The organism is Psychrobacter sp. W2-37-MNA-CIBAN-0211 (assembly GCF_040309405.1).
GTDB lineage: Bacteria > Pseudomonadota > Gammaproteobacteria > Pseudomonadales > Moraxellaceae > Psychrobacter > Psychrobacter glaciei.
The window spans coordinates 111,700-129,778 of the sequence record NZ_JBEOOU010000004.1 but is presented as its reverse complement, the minus strand read 5'-3'; the positions used below and the strand labels follow the sequence as shown (position 1 = coordinate 129,778).

Annotated in this window: 13 protein-coding genes; 7 read left to right on the top strand and 6 right to left on the bottom strand. The window is 42.3% G+C overall.

Annotated elements, in window-relative coordinates:
• The first annotated feature begins 391 nt into the window (after positions 1-391).
• Together AAEY72_RS06490 and AAEY72_RS06485 are read left to right on the top strand one after the other, a co-directional pair.
• Positions 392-2,089, top strand: a complete 1,698-nt coding sequence (locus tag AAEY72_RS06490) for an AMP-binding protein (RefSeq protein WP_352309915.1) — start codon at positions 392-394, stop codon at positions 2,087-2,089.
• Positions 2,090-2,859: 770 nt separating this feature from the next.
• Positions 2,860-4,563, top strand: a complete 1,704-nt coding sequence (locus AAEY72_RS06485; RefSeq protein ID WP_194619794.1) for an AMP-binding protein — start codon at positions 2,860-2,862, stop codon at positions 4,561-4,563.
• A gap of 142 nt (positions 4,564-4,705) precedes the next feature.
• On the opposite strand, the gene AAEY72_RS06480 is transcribed toward AAEY72_RS06485, so the two are convergent.
• The 5 genes from AAEY72_RS06480 to sohB form a co-directional block, all read right to left on the bottom strand.
• Positions 4,706-5,575 (bottom strand): SDR family oxidoreductase, encoded by an 870-nt coding sequence (locus AAEY72_RS06480; protein WP_352309914.1) that lies wholly within the window; start codon positions 5,573-5,575, stop codon positions 4,706-4,708.
• Positions 5,576-5,684: 109 nt separating this feature from the next.
• The gene (locus tag AAEY72_RS06475) at positions 5,685-6,443 is read right to left on the bottom strand and encodes a histidine phosphatase family protein (protein ID WP_352309913.1); all 759 of its coding nucleotides are present in this window, start codon (positions 6,441-6,443) and stop codon (positions 5,685-5,687) included.
• A gap of 48 nt (positions 6,444-6,491) precedes the next feature.
• Complete coding sequence (locus AAEY72_RS06470; RefSeq protein WP_352309910.1) at positions 6,492-7,778, bottom strand: phosphotransferase family protein; 1,287 nt, start codon at positions 7,776-7,778, stop codon at positions 6,492-6,494.
• A 163-nt stretch (positions 7,779-7,941) separates the two neighbouring features.
• Positions 7,942-9,192, bottom strand: coding sequence for an acyl-CoA dehydrogenase family protein (locus AAEY72_RS06465; RefSeq protein ID WP_227669952.1), 1,251 nt, complete (start codon positions 9,190-9,192; stop codon positions 7,942-7,944).
• A gap of 260 nt (positions 9,193-9,452) precedes the next feature.
• A complete protein-coding gene (gene sohB / locus AAEY72_RS06460; RefSeq protein WP_194619802.1) occupies positions 9,453-10,433 on the bottom strand; it encodes a protease SohB in 981 nt (326 codons plus the stop codon).
• 377 nt (positions 10,434-10,810) lie between these two features.
• On the opposite strand from sohB, the gene aspS reads away from it, so the two are divergent.
• The 4 genes from aspS to AAEY72_RS06440 all read left to right on the top strand — a co-directional run bounded on the left by aspS (position 10,811) and on the right by AAEY72_RS06440 (position 15,613).
• Complete coding sequence (aspS, locus tag AAEY72_RS06455; RefSeq protein WP_194619804.1) at positions 10,811-12,625, top strand: aspartate--tRNA ligase; 1,815 nt, start codon at positions 10,811-10,813, stop codon at positions 12,623-12,625.
• Between the two features lie 79 nt (positions 12,626-12,704).
• Positions 12,705-13,709: a lysophospholipid acyltransferase family protein gene (locus tag AAEY72_RS06450; RefSeq protein WP_227669932.1), complete on the top strand. Its 1,005-nt coding sequence runs from the start codon at positions 12,705-12,707 to the stop codon at positions 13,707-13,709.
• A 180-nt stretch (positions 13,710-13,889) separates the two neighbouring features.
• Positions 13,890-14,636: a glycosyltransferase gene (locus AAEY72_RS06445; RefSeq protein WP_194620402.1), complete on the top strand. Its 747-nt coding sequence runs from the start codon at positions 13,890-13,892 to the stop codon at positions 14,634-14,636.
• Between the two features lie 119 nt (positions 14,637-14,755).
• Positions 14,756-15,613 carry a WaaZ-like lipopolysaccharide core biosynthesis protein gene (locus AAEY72_RS06440; RefSeq protein WP_194619808.1) on the top strand — a complete coding sequence of 286 codons (858 nt, stop codon included), beginning with the start codon at positions 14,756-14,758 and terminating at the stop codon, positions 15,611-15,613.
• Between the two features lie 3 nt (positions 15,614-15,616).
• Here AAEY72_RS06440 and AAEY72_RS06435 read toward each other — a convergent pair whose 3' ends face one another.
• Positions 15,617-16,729 (bottom strand): glycosyltransferase, encoded by a 1,113-nt coding sequence (locus AAEY72_RS06435; RefSeq protein ID WP_352309909.1) that lies wholly within the window; start codon positions 16,727-16,729, stop codon positions 15,617-15,619.
• A 334-nt stretch (positions 16,730-17,063) separates the two neighbouring features.
• On the opposite strand from AAEY72_RS06435, the gene AAEY72_RS06430 reads away from it, so the two are divergent.
• Entirely contained in the window at positions 17,064-18,065 is a 1,002-nt protein-coding gene (locus AAEY72_RS06430) for a stealth family protein (protein WP_352309908.1), read from the top strand.
• Positions 18,066-18,079: the final 14 nt, after the last annotated feature.

Genomic DNA, 18,079 nt, shown 5'->3' with positions numbered 1-18,079 from the left:
TCCTACACCACATATCAACTGTATCTCTTAGTATATTTTATGTACTACTCAGTATCACATACTGGTATTGTTTTAAACCATATTCATGCTAATGTATTGTTTAAATATATCGTTCTTTTGATACTTTGGTTGTAAATAACAGATTAAAAATATTCGGAATAAATACTGTTTTTGTTACCCAGCCATTTTTTCATCTTAGTTAATTACTTACCCCAAAAATAGTTAATTAGAACCATATAATAGCGAAAATTTTACCAACCAGTTGATAAATAAGGATGTTATCGCTCTTAGCGGACACCATTCCACGTCAGCACTGATTTATTTTGTTGATGCGGATATGACTGCTTTCTCACTAAACTTTAACCTATATTAAATCGCAAGGACGCTGACTATGACGTTAAATAAACCTTGGCTTGCCCAATATCCGGCAGGCGTACCGAAGTCGATCGACCCAGATAAATATAACAGCATAGTAGAGCTATACGAAGAATGCTTTGATCGCTTCCGCATGCATCCAATGAGTATCTGTATGGGCGTTACCCATACGTATGATGACATTGATAAGGCGTCACTAGCCGTTGCAGGATGGCTACAAGCCCAAGACTTACCTCAAGGCACGGTGGTTGCGCTTATGATGCCAAACGTCCCGCAATATTTGCCGACGATGATTGGTATCTTGCGTGCCGGTTACGTCTGTACGCCTGTTAATCCTCTTTATACGGGTCGTGAGCTACGCCATCAATTGAATGACTCAGGCGCTAAGGTTATTTTTGTGGTTGATAACTTTGCCCAAGCGCTCGAGCAAGTCATCGACGAGACCAATATTAAGCGTATTGTCCTCTCAAAAATGGGCGATATGATGGGTCTCAAAGGTATCTTAGTGAATACCATCATTCGTCAGGTAAAACGTCTCGTACCCAAATACAAGCTTGATGATCCTAAGCATGAGATAACCAAGTTTCCTGACGTCCTTAAAAAAGGTAGAAACCTGCCATTCCAAAAACCAAAACTGTCTTTGGATAAAACTGCCTTTTTACAATATACTGGTGGTACAACGGGTCTGTCTAAGGGAACCATTTTAACTCAGCGTAATATCGTAGCCGCTGCTATGCAGTCTGAAGCGTGGTTCCGCCCTATTACCTCAGAAATTAACGAGGTATACATCAATCTGGTTATGGCTTTACCGCTATATCATATTTTTGCCTCTATGCTTAGTATGTTAGGCATGCGCTCGGGCCACACTTTTATCTTGATACCTAACCCGCGAGATATACCAGGTTTTATCAAAACCTTATCAAAACAGCCGTTCCATATATTCCCTGCCGTTAATACTTTATTTAAAGGATTGCTTGATAATCCAAACTTTAAAAATTTAGATTTTAGCACCCTGCACCTATCACAGGCAGGTGGTATGGCAGCCACTCCGCAAACAGCCGCACGCTGGTTGGAGGTCACGGGTTGTCCAATGATTGAAGGCTGGGGTATGACTGAAGGTGTGGCAGTAGGTACTAATAACTTAGTAACTGACCGCAATTTTAACGGCACTATCGGCTTACCACTTCCGAGTGTCGATGTCATTATGATCGATGATGATGGCAATCGTGTGGGTCTGAACCAAGCTGGCGAGATGTGTGTCAAAGGTCCTAACACAACATCAGGTTATCTCAACAGAGACAGTAGTGATGACTTTACTAGTGATGGTTACTTCCGTACTGGTGATATCGTCAGCATGGATGAAAAAGGCTATATCACCTTATTAGATCGTAAAAAGGATATGATTTTGGTCTCAGGCTTTAACGTATATCCGAATGAGATTGAGTCTGTGATGCTCGAGTGTGACGGTATTATTGATTGTGCAGTCATTGGTATTCCTGACGAACATCAAGGCGAAGCGGTGAAAATTTATATCGTGCCAGAGGATAATAACGTCACCAAAAGTGTCATCAAAGAGTTTGCACTGGATAATTTGACCGGCTATAAATGTCCACGTCATATCGAATTTGTCAGCGAACTACCAAAGAGTAACGTCGGTAAAGTATTGCGTCAAAAATTGCGTGAAAGGCATGATGCAGATCATCCTCAGTCATAAACAAGCTTAATAAATTTATATATAGCAGTCACATCAATTTAGACATGAAAAGCGCTTCACATAAATTGTGAAGCGCTTTTTTTTGCTCAGCTATTCAAAATGAGGACACGCCCTAAGCTTAGAGTTTGCTGAGCATCTTATTTTTTTCTAATGAGCAAATTATCCTGACCACCAAGATAGGATTCTGTTCGGAAAAAACATCAACGGATTGTAACAGTAACTTCAAAGCATACTCCTTGAGCGCTGCCGTTTAGAACGGCACAAGACATAAAGAAATAAGACCTAGTTATTTTTTCTGCGATATAGAACAGCTTATCCCAACTTATCTACCACTCATCCTTTTTGATTTACAACACATATGACTTCATTTATCAAATTTATATATGGACTGTGAAGTACGCTTATCATAATATCGAATTCAGTTGTAGTTGTGTTAGTGTGTTGCCAAAATATGTCAGTCAATGTTCTAAAGTTTTAATTGATAAGGTTTTTATTGAAAGTGACTTACAAGGGTTATTGAGGCATGACGATATTTTTTAAGTGACATTTTAATCATCAAATGTACTTATTTACCGTTTAATCTACAAGGCAGATCATTCTTTGTGATTGGACAAAATTGTATAAAGGCCACCGTATGTTAGCAGTCAGTTAATAGTTAGGATAGCACTCAGCACTGCATTGCTTACCATGCAATGATTTATGTTGTTGACAGGGATGTGACTACTTTCTTATAAGACCTTAACTTATATTAATATTTAAGGACACTAAATATGACCGTGAATAAACCTTGGCTTGCTCAATATCCTGCAAGCGTACCCAAGACAATCGATCCTGATCAGTACGAAAACCTGATAGAACTCTATGAGGAATGCTTTGATCGCTTCCGTCTGCATCCAATGTCTATCTGCATGGGTGTGACACACACTTATGGAGACGTTGATAAAGCCTCGCTAGCGGTTGCTGCATGGTTGCAAGCCCAAGGTATTCCCAAAGGCAGCGTGGTCGCCCTCATGATGCCAAACGTGCCGCAGTACTTGCCAACGATGATTGGTATTTTGCGCGCAGGTTATATTTGCACACCTATCAATCCGCTCTACACTGGTCGTGAGCTGCGTCATCAACTGAATGATTCGGGCGCTCAGATTATATTTGTGGTCGATAACTTTGCCCAAGCACTTGAGCAAGTCATTGATGAGACTGCCATCAAACGTATTGTCCTCTCAAAAATGGGCGATATGATGGGTCTCAAAGGTATCTTGGTCAATACGGTTATTCGTCAAGTAAAACGCCTTGTACCCAAGTACAAGCTTGACGACCCTAAGCACGAGGTAACCAAATTCCCTGACGTTCTCAAAAAAGGCAGAAACTTACCGTTTCAAGCACAAAAGACCTCTTTAGAGCAAAAGGCTATTTTACAGTACACTGGTGGTACCACAGGGCTGTCTAAAGGTGCTGTGCTGTCGCAGCGTAACGTAGTAGCAGCAGCGCTACAGTCAGAGGCGTGGTATCGCCCTGTGACTTCAGACATCAATGAAGTTTATATCAATATGGTTATGGCCCTGCCGCTCTATCATATTTTTGCTTTTATGCTTAGCCTATTGGGTATGCGTTCAGGATATACCTTTATTTTAGTACCAAATCCGCGTGATATGCCAGGCTTTGTCAAAACACTGTCAAAACAACCCTTCCATATTTTTCCTGCGGTTAATACGCTATTTAAAGGCCTGCTCGATCAACCAAACTTCAAAGATCTCAATTTTAGCTCGTTGCGTATTTCGCAAGCTGGTGGTATGGCTGCTACCGAGCAAACGGCTAAACGCTGGTTAGAAGTGACTGGCTGTCCAATGGTTGAAGGCTGGGGCATGACTGAAGGTGTGGCTGCAGGTACTGCCAACGTCATCACTGATCGTAAGTTCAACGGTACGATCGGCATACCAGTCCCTAGCGTCGACATCATCGTTGTGGACGACAATGGTGAACGTTTAGGACTACATCAAGCAGGTGAGATGTGTATCAAAGGACCAAATGTCACGTCAGGTTACTTCAACAAAGACAACAGCGATGACTTTACTAGCGATGGTTATTTCCGTACTGGTGATATCATTAGCATGGATGAAAAAGGCTACATTACCTTATTAGATCGCAAAAAAGACATGATTTTGGTCTCAGGCTTTAATGTCTTTCCGAATGAAATTGAATCTGTCATGCTCGATTGTGATGGCATTATTGATTGTGCAGTGATTGGTATTCCTGATGAAAACCAAGGGGAAGCGGTTAAAATTTATATCGTTCCTGTAGACAATAATGTTAGCAAAAGCGATATCAAAGAGTTTGCGCTAGACAATTTGACTGGCTATAAATGTCCGCGTCATATTGAATTTGTGAGTGAGCTGCCTAAGAGTAATGTGGGTAAAGTACTGCGTCAAAAGCTACGTGAGCAGCATATGCTAGACAATCCACAAACCTTCTCATAATGAAGATAAAGCCGTACCATAAGGTTTATTATTGATGTATCGCTAAATGGATGCATCAGTAATAAATTCGCAGTAAAAAAAGCCCTCTACATCATCTGTAAAGGGCTTTTTATTATCTGAATTTATGTCAATCTAAACACCATTAACTCAGTTTATTGAGTACTTGTAATGGTAAATGTTTCATTGCATGACTGACCATAGACCAAGGCAAGCTAGGCACGCAAGCTTCTTGAACACCCGCTTCGATTGCAGCAACCATTGCTTTGGTACCCGTATCTACATCTACTTCAAACGGTAACGGCTTGGCATTTTCGTTGATTTCAGTACGAATATAGCCAGGATAAATAGTAGAAACGTTAATCGGCAATTTGGTCAACAGCATATCAGCTCGAATGCCTTCTGCCAAATGCGCCAGCCCCGCTTTAGTCGCACCGTAGGTGGTCAGATGCCTAGGTAGACCGCGCATCGCTGACATACTCGATATCACCACCAAATGACCACTATTCTGTGCTCGAAAAATACCCATGGCGGCTTCACACTGTGCCAACGCTGCAATAAAGTTAATCTCAGCAGTGCGGCGATTGGTCTCAAAACGACCTTTACCGATACGGCGACTCTCACCGACACCAGCATTGACCACAACACGGTCAATACCACCAAAGTCAGCGGCAAAAGCATCGAAAATCTCAAAAACTGCATCGTAGTCACTGACGTCTAATACTCGATATTCAACGCGAATATTGGGATAAGCTGCCATTAATTCTGACTTCAAACTCTCTAAGCGCTCAGTACGACGGGCACAGATAGCGAGGTTATAGCCAAGCTTGGCAAACAGTCGAGCCATGCCCTCGCCTAAGCCTGAGCTAGCACCAGTGATTAAAATGGTTTTATCACGTCCTACTTGCTGCTTATTTAAGCTTTTAAGATAGCGTGACGGTTGAATCGCACTCAATACCTGTTGCTGACTTTGCTTAGTACCTTTTGTGACTAAGCTCATTAATTGGTTTTTCATAAACAATCCTTTGTATATCGATAACGAAATAGCTTTCACACGCCCTAACCACTAAATCGCGGTCATGTATTCAGCGCCTTGTATGTCGCCAAAATAACAGTTTTCTCGTCTATCGCCAAGTGACAAAGCGTTTTCCGTCAGCAAACAAGTGACTATATTCATTAAGAGACATTAGACGTGTGCTCTGATCTTTTAGCGTAATAGACGTCACCCCTGTATTGACCAAGCTTTTATTGAGCTGATAAGCAGTCTGGCTACCTTGCTGCAATAGCTGCGCGGTAATAGCAGCGATCACGCCGCCTGAGGTAAAGACCAATACTGTACTATGGTGATCTAAGCTTAAGCTCGCCACTTGCATACGTATTTGCTCAACTGCTTGTTGGGCACGGCTGCTGAACTGTGACCAACTCTCAAGATAGTCATGGTCATCATCACCCGCATGCCAGCGCTGCATCGCTCGATCGAACAGCTCAGCTAGACGTGTCGCTGGAATATCTGCCTTTGCAATTTCAATCGCAATGGCTGCTTTACTAGCAAAAGCAGGATTGGATTTGACCAATACATCTTTATGATTAAACTCATCAAACTGTGGAATGATGTAGCTGTCAGGCTCATTTATATCGAGCGCGGCTAAAATGGGTGCCTCGTTGCTGTTATCCATAGAGGACTGGTAGCTCTCCCAAAAATGTCGTGCCGAGTCTTGTTGCCGTACTAAGCTGCCACTAAAAATAGCGTCGATTCTGCGCTGAGTCGTCGCATAATGCTGACCGAGCATTTGCGCTTGAATACTGCCTAGCTCTGAGAGCTGATCATAATTTTCTTGTCCAAATGATGCTTGACCATGACGTGCCAAAAGTATGGTTGTCATAAATAATCCCTTTTGATTGTATTCACTAAATGGCTGCTTTTAAGAAAATTAATTGTCAGAGGCATCCGTACTTTTAGCAAAATAGCCTTTTGGTAAAATACCTTTGACCACTTTTTGTACTGGGCTTGGTAGCTGTTCAATCATTTGTGCGTCGACACCCATGTCTTTTAGATGCGGCTGTACATGAGTATTGAACAGCATCTCACCTTCATACTGCGCTATCAGCTTAAGACATTTAGCGTGCAATACATGGACGATAAGCCAAAAATTCTTAAAGGCTGGATTGGTCGTTTGTTTATTATAGTAGCGATAGTAAATTTGCTGGACAATGCCCGCCAGACGGAATAGACCAAACACTTCATAAAAGGTCCAGTTGGCTATCTCTAAGCCCGTTTTTTCAAGATAATAGTCGACCACTTCATCACGGGTCATCATGCCTTTCAAATGTGTTGGCTGACGGCGTGACTGCTGCATGACGATGTTGTCATCTGCTTCAATCCAATAAGCCAAGGCGCTGCCCAAATCCATCAAAGGATCGCCAAGGGTTGCCATTTCCCAATCGAGTACGCCAATCACTTTGGTCGGGTCATCAGCTGCCAAGATCACATTATCAAAGCGCCAATCGTTGTGAATAACGCAAGTTTTGCTATCAGCAGGCGTGTGCTTGCCAAGCCATTGTCGTACCAGTGCAAAGCTTGGTACGTTAGGCGTTTTGGCTTTGACATAACGTTTATCCCAGCCCGTGACTTGACGCTCACAATAACCGTCACCACGACCCAGCGTGACCAAATCAGGATGTTCGGTATAATCCACTTGATGCAATTCAACCAAAGCGTCGACGACATTGGTACATAATGTACGGGTCTGCGCTTCGTCTAAATCAATGCCTTTTGGCAAATTGGCACGAGGAATGATGCCTTCCATGCGCTCCATGACATAAAAGTCGGCACCAATGACAGTTTCATCGGTACATAAGGCAATCATCTTGGGTACATAGGGATAAGCATCTTTTAATGCTTTTTGTACGGTATATTCGCGTACCATATCGTGCGCTGACTTGGCTTTGGTGCCTTTTGGTGGACGACGCAAGATTAAATCTTGGCTCTCGCCTTCACCCTCATATTGCAGACGATACGTCCAGTTTGACGCGCCGCCTGAAAATTGCGTGACCGTTGGCTCGCCTTTTATATCAACACCTTGCTCACGTAGCCAGTTGCTGACTGCGTGGGCGTCGAGCTCTTCGCCCTCGCGGACATCACCGCCTTTATCAAGTACTTTATTATTAGTTGCGCTGTTTGTCATGCCAGTATCGTTGGCATGGTTATCAGTTGCCATGAGACAATCCTTATCATGTGGTCATTTATTTTTATAACATATATGAGTGATGAAAAATTCACTATCAAATATTGATAGTGAATTTTTCATTGGGTTTTATGTCAGGCCTATTGTTAAACGAATGGCCATTGAAGCCTATGACTACGCTGTTTAGCAAGCACAATTATGCTTTAGCAGGTTTAGACGGACGGCTAAAACCTTGACGCTTGAGCTCTAACTTAGCAATCATGGTTTTATGCACTTCATCAGGACCATCCGCTAAACGTAATACACGTGCTTGCGCATAAAAGCTTGGCAGCATCGTATCTTGGCACACGCCCATTCCACCATGAATTTGAATCGCCATATCAACTACTTCTTGCAACACCGTCGGCGCAACCACTTTAATAGCAGAAATTTCAGTCAATGCTGCTTTTGTACCTTGCGCGTCCATTTTTTGCGCGGCATACAAAGTCAGCAGACGTGCTTGGTCAATCTTGATACGCGCTTCAGCGATACGCTCAAAATTGCCACCCAACTGTAATAATGGTTTGCCAAAGGCCGTACGTGACATGCCACGCTTAACTGCCAATTCTAGAGATTTTTCAGCAGCGCCAATACAACGCATGCAATGATGAATACGACCTGGCCCTAGACGACCCTGCGCAATCTCAAAGCCCATACCTGGTCCACCGATAAAGTGACTGACCGGCACGCGTACATCATTAAAGCTGACTTCGCCATGACCATGCGGTGCATCATAATCGCCAAATACTTTGAGCATACGTTCGATGTTGACACCCGCTGTTTTCGCTGGCACCAATACCATAGAATGCTGCTGATGACGACCTTTGCTCTCATCAGGGGTGTAAGCCATCACAATCAGTACATCGACCGCAGGATCGCCAAGACCAGATGACCACCATTTGCTGCCATTGATGATGATCTCATCACCGTCAACTACGGCTGTGGCTTGCATATTGGTCGCATCGCTTGAAGCAACATCAGGTTCTGTCATACAAAAAACCGAACGGGTTTTGCCCTCTAAAATCGGCATCATCCATTTTTCTTGCTGCTCTTGCGAGCCATAGCGCCACAATAGTTCCATATTGCCGCTATCAGGAGCATTACAGTTAAATACATAAGGCGCAAGTAAACTGCGACCGGTCAACTCTGCAATGGGTGCGTAATCGGTCACTGAAAGTCCAGCACCTAAAGTATCATCGGGCAAAAATAGATTCCACAAACCCGCTTCGCGTGCTTGTTTACGTAGGCTTTCATACTTTTCTGGCCACTGCCAGTTTTTCCAATTGCCATCCGGATTTTGCGCATGGCATTCTTGCCAAAACTGCGCTTCGATCGGCTCGATTTGGGTTTCGATAAATGCTTTGACTTTGGCGTGCATGGCTTGACCATGTTCTGTTGCCGTAAACATCAATGTATTGTCAGACATAGGTGACATCCTTTTCTTTGTTGAATATTTTCATCAAGCTTCGATTAAAAAGTTGATGGAATCTTTATAGTGTACGTACGTATACTGTCTTCTGTATGCATCATTTATAACACAGCAATTATTATTAAACAGCAAAAAGGCGCGACCAGCTAGGACACGCCTTTTACAAAACACAAACAATGCATCAATAAGAATCAAAACCCTAAAACACTATATATCCATTAATACAATGATATCTAACGCTATTTTAGGATATTTAAACGACTGTTAAAATCAAAACGTGCTAACGCATCCGGCAGCTTATTAATTGCCAAGCTTACGGTCGCTTCTGCCGCTTGAGCCAATCCTAATTTTTCAGCGAGGGTTGGTTTCTGGCGTGAATGCAGTGCGTATACTTCATTGTCTTCCATACGCTCTAAAATATAGCTGTCTGACGTTTGCAAGCTATCGATCAAATTAAGTTTTAATGCATCTTCGCCATACCAATGCTCTCCAGTGGCCACTTTTGCGACATCCAATGTTGGACGATAGTTATTCACAAAATGTTTGAATAGCTCGTGCGTCTGCTCTAGTTCTTCTTGATATTTGGCACGATCTTCGGCATCGTTTTCTCCAAAGACAGTGACTGTGCGCTTGTAGTCGCCAGCGGTAAACATCTCATAATCGACGTCATGGTTTTTTAGCCATTTATGGAAGTTTGGCAATTGTGATACCACACCGATTGAGCCAATAATGGCAAATGGTGCCGCCACTACCTTATCCGCGACGCACGCCATCATATAGCCACCGCTCGCTGCGACTTTATCGACACAGACAGTTAGCTTTAGACCAGCGTCTTTTAAGCGAACCAATTGCGCTGCCGCTAACCCATAACCATGCACCAAACCACCGCCTGACTCAAGACGAACGACTACCTCATCACCTTTGTTAGCCGCACTGATTAACGTGCTAATTTCTTCGCGCAGATGCTTAACTGCGGTTGCTTTGATATCACCATCAAAGTCGAGAACGAAAACTTGTGACTTATCATCGGCATTCTTTTTCTTATTTTTGGTTTTTGCTTTTAATGCCTGTTTGGCTGTTTTAGCCATCGTTTTTCTGAACTGCTTAAGCGCCGCTTTACCTTGCGTGGCTTCCATTAAGTCTTCACGGCGTTGTTCTTGGTTTTTATTTAGATGAATGACTCGCAATTCAACAGGATTTTTAGCAGGATGAAAAAGCATGAGCAGTATTCCTTACATTATTAAGATAACTTTATTGAGATAAATTTAATAGGATCAATAGGATTTTATAAGTGAGCTTGATATGTGCACAGCGGCTCATGTTTTCAAGCAAAATGACAATATTTAACCCAATGCAGATGTTACGGGATAAATACCCTCTATACCGAAGCATTCCTGCGTTTTGATTGGACTCAGCTGGTTGTATAACAAGGGCAGATTAGGCATAATATGCGTTTATATCATATTTTCTGCAGCCAACGTGATGACCATTTGTCTTAATCGCGTTGTTTGTGCTTTTTTTTGCGCATCGCTTGAATCGTGCAACAATGGCTGCATTATTTTATTTCGAATTGGGCTGACAACTGGATAATTATATTATGACGCATAGCGAATACCGAGACGAATATTGCGGAGCCGTAACCGAAAGCTTACTTGAGCAAACCATTAATATCGTAGGCTGGGTACATCGTCGTCGCGATCACGGTGGCGTAATTTTCTTAGACATGCGTGACCGCGCGGGCATCTTGCAGGTCGTCATTGACCCTGATACCCCAGAAGCTTTTGCGATTGCTGATGCCGTACGTCCTGAATATGTGCTAAAAATTACTGGCCGTGTACGTCGCCGTTATGAAGGTACTGAAAACAATAGCATGACCAGTGGTCAAATTGAGCTATTGGCTAAAGAAATTGAAGTATTGGCGAAATCTGAAACACCGCCATTCCCATTGAATGATGAAAAAACCACAGTTTCAGAAGACTTGCGTCTAAAATATCGTTATCTTGATATGCGCCGTCCGCAAATGCAAGAGCGTATGGTTTTCCGCGCCAAAGCGACCTCAGCGATTCGTCGTTATTTAGACGATCATGGTTTCTTGGATGTTGAGACGCCTATTTTGACTCGTGCGACGCCAGAAGGTGCTCGTGATTATCTTGTGCCTTCACGTACCCGTCCAGGTAACTTCTTTGCATTACCGCAGTCGCCACAGCTGTTTAAGCAATTGTTAATGGTGTCAGGTTTTGACCGTTATTATCAAATCGCTAAATGCTTCCGCGATGAAGATTTACGTGCCGATCGTCAGCCTGAATTTACTCAGGTGGATATTGAGACTTCTTTCTTGAATGAAGAAGAAATCATGAACATCAACGAAGGTCTGATCAAGCATTTGTTCAAAACTATGATGGACGTTGAGTTTGAGCAGTTCCCTCGCATGACTTACGCAGAAGCAATGCGTGACTATGCTTCAGACAAACCTGATTTACGTATTCCACTAAAACTGGTCGACGTTGCAGATTTGATGAAAGATGTTGACTTCAAAGTGTTCGCAGGTCCTGCTAACGATCCTAAAGGTCGTGTTGCTGCTCTACGTATCCCTGGTGGCGCTTCGATTAGCCGTAAGCAAATCGATGCCTATACCAAATTTGTCGGTATTTATGGTGCACGCGGTTTGGCTTATATCAAAGTCAATGACGCTAGCAGCGTCAACAATGGCGTTGACCAAGAATCTGGTCTACAATCTCCTATCATCAAAAATATGACCGATGATGTATTAGTAAGCTTGATTGAGCGTACTGGTGCAGAAGACGGCGATATTATCTTTTTTGGTGCGGATAAAGCCAGTGTCGTCAATGACGCAATCGGCGCTCTACGTCAAAAAATTGGTCTAGACCTTGAAATGACGACTTGTGAATGGGCACCACTTTGGGTCACTGATTTCCCAATGTTTGAAGAGACTGACGATGGTCGTTGGACGTCAATGCATCATCCGTTCACCAAGCCTAAAGGCTCAGTTGAAGAGTTGAAAAACAACCCAGAATCGGCCCTATCTATCGCATATGATATGGTATTAAACGGTACTGAAGTTGGTGGTGGTAGCTTACGTATCAATACCTTTGATATGCAGCAAGCCGTACTTGAAGCTTTAGGTATCGGCGAGCAAGAAGCTGAAGACAAGTTTGGTTTCTTACTTGATGCATTAAAATTTGGTGCGCCACCACATGGCGGTTTAGCCTTCGGTTTGGATCGCTTAATTATGCTTATGGTAGGCGCTGAGTCTATTCGTGACGTGATTGCCTTCCCAAAAACTAAAACTGCTGAGTGCCCATTAACCCAAGCCCCTGCTGAAGTTGATAGCAAGCAGCTACGTGATCTTGGTATTCGTGTGCGCGAAAAAGCTCAGGCTGATGCCAAATAACCTGCTCAATAATTGGTCTCATGATGCTCAGATCTGTTTTACATTGTTTGTTACATGATTCATCACCATGCGAATGGTCATGAATCCGTATCATATTTTCAAATTCGTGCCATTATCTGTGTTGCAGATATTGGCACGTTTTGTTGCGTGGGTGATTATAAAAATACCCAGTCTGAGTATCATGCGTACCGTCAATATTAATATAGCACTGACCCGCCACGAGTTACCAGACAATGAAAAACGATCCTTAGTCAAAGATATTATTTACCACCAATGTATGACCAGTATTGAGTCTATCAAAAGCTGGGCAATGCCACCTGAGTGGAGTATCGCTCAGATTCGGGATGTCCATAATAAAGACATTCTTTTAGAAGGACTGGCTAGCCCGAATGGTATGCTCGCCATCGTACCGCATTTGGGTACGTGGGAGATGATGAATGCTTGGCTCAATCAATTTGGCTCACCAACCATCATGTACAAGCCCGTTAAGGGCAATATGACTGATGACTTTATACTGCAAGGTCGATCACGCCTCAATGCAACGCTAGTACCCACTGATGGTAGCGGCGTCAAAGCCATATTCAAAACCCTCAAACAAGGGGGCTTTAGCATTGTATTGCCCGATCATGTTCCTGACCCTTCAGGCGGTGTTGTCGTACCGTTCTTTGGTGTTAAAACGTTAACCAGTACTCTCGCCTCCAAACTCGCTAGCAAGACCAAATGTGCGTTGGTCGGCTTATCTTGTATTCGCCGTGACGATGGTCGTGGTTTTGATATTTATTGTTATAAACTCGATAGTCCGGCCTTATATGACCGTAATACCGAAACAGCAGCTCATGCGCTCAATCAGTCTATGGAGCACATGATTAAAGACAACTGTAGCCACTATATGTGGGGCTATCGACGTTTTAAACGCATCCCAACTTTAGGCAATCCCTACCGTGCTAATGAAACAGTATTGGCAGATTTCATTCGTGCCAATCGAGATCATTTATCTTTGTCTGCTGCCTCGTTAGCGACCAAATCATTACCTCCTGATAGTGACGCTAATCACAAAAACGTACTAAACGAGAATCAGCAGTAATAACCATACAAATTTTTGAACGTTTAAACATATCGTCAATGATAGCTGTGCTAACATTGACTCATACTTTTATGCCTTTTGCTTTTGAGAGTAACATTTTTTCATTCACATCAATACGAGTGCACTATGGTAACTGACGTAGCCGAAAATTTATCGACAAATCGCCCGCAAAAAGACACCATGCGTGCTGGACAACGGTATATTATTTGTATGAAATGGGGCGATAAGTACGGCCCTGAATACGTCAATCGTCTGTATAACATGGTCAATCGCCATTTAACATTAGATTTTCAGATGATCTGCCTAACCGATGATAGTACAGGTATCGACACTGCTATTGCCTGTTACCCTATACCTGAAATGGATTTACCAGATGGTCCTGAACGTGGCTGGAAAAAACTGACGACCTTTAAGCCAAATTTATATGATCTAAAAGGGGTCGCGCTATTTTTAGATATCGATATCGTTATCGTTGATAATATTGATAGTTTTTTTACTTACAAAGCCAAATATAATGATAGCGTCGTCATTATCCGTGACTGGAAAAAACCATGGCGGATGATTGGTAACAGCTCGGTCTATCGCTTTAATATTGGTATGAATACCTATCCCGACTTGCTGGCAAACTTTGAACGTAACTTTGAGACCATTCGTACCCAAGTTCGTCACGAGCAAGCCTATCTATCCAACTATTTGCATGAATATCACCACTTAGAGTATTGGGATAAGACATGGTGCGTTAGCTTCAAATACCAATGTATCGCGCCCATTCCCTTTAACCTAGTGCGTAAACCTACTTTGCCTGATGATGCAAAAATCGTTATTTTTCATGGTGAGATCAATCCACCAGACGCCATTGCTGGCGGCGGCGGTAAATGGTATCGACATGTAAAACCAAGCCCATGGTTAAAAAATCACTGGCAATGATCGTTTAAATAATAACAATATTTGAATGGTTCAAAGACAGTCCAAATCATTTAAAGGCAATGCATCACGACGATATTTGAAATCAACTACTGGGAAGAAGTCAACTACTAGGAAATAGTATGGCGCTATACTTGAGGTTACCTGCTACGGCTAGGTTTAATATTGATAATGAGCTTATCGTTATCGATGCTTTTAATGCCAATGAGCCAGAGCAAAGCCTGCACAAGAAAAACGTTAACATTATCGCCTCAGGCCCCTCTATACAACAACTACCATTATCAGAGCTGTTGGACACGCCTACTATCTTTGTCAATGGTAGCATCAGTCTAACTGAGAAACATTGCTTCACCGATATCGTCGGCTATGTCATTAGCGATGCACGCTTCATTCATCATCAACCTGAGATTTTACAGCAGTATTATACTGGTCAACCTCTGTATGCAACGCTAGCTGTGTTTGAAGCGATGGCAACAGCCCTCCCCAATATCATGCGGACTTACCATCATGTCATGCGTGTATTGTATCCAGTAGACAGACCCTGGGGCGTCAAATCAAATAAGCTGTCATTTAGTAAGCTGATTTTTAAGAAAAAGCTACTAAATAAGAAAATGCCGTTATCATACTTTATCAACCATCCAGATTTTATTATTGATGACAGCTATAGAGCAGTTAATATCGGCGTATCTCTAAATATTACGCATGGCTTTGTAGAGGCAGGAACTGTCGCTTATGTGGCCACGCAGTTGGCTTTCTCACGTCATGCGGCTACTATCCACTTATACGGCATCGATTTGCTCAACAGTGAGCAGCCACGCTTCTACGAAAACAAGAACAACAGCGCCCCAAGTATGCTTAGTAAGGTCATGAGCGAGCGCATTGTACCTTCGTTTAACTTGCTAAGTAGAACTTATAAGTCGCATGGTGTCTCTGTCATTAATCACTCCCCTGTCTCCAAAACACTATTCGATGATTTCTAATACTCATGAATTCAACACCGAACCAAACGCTAAGTATTGCTGGGCGATGTGATTCGGCAGTAGTTGCTGATTTAGCGGTACTATATAGTGTGTTGGATCGTCTATTGCCTGATCGATGAGTATAGCCAACCCATCGATGTCACCTACTGGTACTAAGCTCTTAGCGGGTAACAGCTCCCTTGGACCAAACGGGCAATCAGTACTTATTACAGGTACGTCTAACGCTTGCGCCTCAACGATGGTATACCCAAAACCCTCAAACTTAGAGGCCATTATCAGCAAGGCTGCTGAGGCAATTAATGGATAAGGATTGGCTTGAAACCCAAGAAACTTCACACAATCGTCAATGCCAAGCGCCGTAGCTAACTGTTTAATCTCACTCTCCAGCCTTCCCTTACCCACCAACACCAAAGGATAGCGCCGTGCTGTTTTGGCATAGGCATGCAGTAAGTCGTGATGACCTTTCATGCTATCGAATGAGGCAACGTGAATCATATAGTCTTTATACGTTATACCGAATTGGCTGAGAGTTAACGATTGCTTGGCGGCTTTTTGTATATTATCGACAGCGCAAGGATTATAAATGGTCGTCGTTTTATTCACATCGCCTATCAGTGCCAATAAATCCTGACGCGCCCCATCGCTGACACAGCTACACGGATGGGCGCCATAGACCATTTTTAGATGATTTATAGTCTGTACCGGCGCATCTAATAATGGATTCTGAAACTGCTTAGATAGCGCCGTGTGTAGTACATTTACGATATTTGGTAATCGACTATATGCCATAATCCAGTTTATTTTATAGATGTTGGCCAATATCAGATCTGGTGTTCCTATTTGACTCAGTACATAATCATCGATACGCCTAGCGACTGCTTCATAGGCCTGTGCTTGGTTAGATTTTGGCTCTATATTTTGCTCAGAAAACACCTCGTCATATGGCACTACATGATATTGAACACGTGAATCTAATGGCATATCTTGAGTATATTCGAGACAAAGCACATGAACATTATAATTTAAATCAGCATAAGCACGTGCCAAAGTCGTGACCATGCGCTCAGCACCGCGACCTTCCAGCGCCTTTAGTATTAATAGAATAGTAGGTGACATCAGTGTCTCAGCTCACAATTTTATTGAGGTATAAGTAGGAAGGATCAGCCAAATGAGTGTATCAATAGTCATAATTATTGCAGCGTTCTGACTTTATATGCTAGTCTCATCTACCTTTAGATCTTTATTTTTATTGATTGAAGGATAGTCATGGCTTGCCTGACTTCCCATAGCATAACAAACCATAGCATAGCAAAATAATCATCAATTTTTATTGTATAAACCCACTAAACCTTGTCAATACTCATATCAACAAATATCATCGCTGGATTGATGTAGCTAATACAAACATCAGCGTGTTGATAGAACATGTTTACAAAAAACAGGATCAGTCATGAAGCAACCTGACGAGAAAACATTAGATGTTGTCATCGCCTGGGTGGATGGTGCAGATCCCATGCTCAAACAAAAAAGAGAAGGTTATAAATCAGGCAAAGCAGTCGCTTCAGATGCAATCACGGCCACGCGTTTCGCTAGTGACGACGAGATATACTATAATATAGCGTCTATCATTAAATACGTGCCTTTTTGTCGTCATATATATATTGTCACCGACCAACAACGACCAGCATTCATCGATGATTTTGCCAAGCAAAATATCTGTTCAGCAGATAAAATACGTATTGTGGATCATAAAGAGATGTTCGTTGGTTACGAGCAGTTTTTACCCACTTTCAATACCCGATCGATTGAGACGATGATATGGAATATTAAGGGACTGTCTGACTATTTCATCTATATGAATGACGATTTCTTTTTTAATCAGCCCGTGAGGATCAATGACTTTTTGGACGGTGAAAAAATTATCATTCATGGGCAATGGCGTAAAAGTGCTGCGTTAAATGCCAAGCTTAATTTTCGAAAATCTCGCTTCAAACTGTTTGGAACACCGATACAACCGAGGCACACGATAGCGCAAATGTTAAGTGCTAAAATACTTGATATGGATAAATTTTTTGAGATTCATCACTATCCTCATATTGTCGATAAAAATATTTTAAAAGCCCATTTGTTGGATAATCCTCAATTATTGACAGAGCAAATAAAGTACAAATTCAGAAATGTTGCGCAAGTAAACCCCATAACACTGATGAATCATTTAAAAATCCAAAAAGGCCAAGCCGAGTTGAAACCCGATACGTCTATCAACTATCTAAAAAATGAGAAGGGTGTCGAGGACTTTATAACCGATTTGCACAAAAAATCTATTAAATATGGGTGCATACAAAGTCTGGATTTACTTGAAGCGAACTCCTATCAAAAAATTACCACTGCTATGGTGCAAAAATTCTCAGCTTATTTACCCTCGTCATTATTGTTAAATGGCAATAAATAGCAATAAACTTAAAA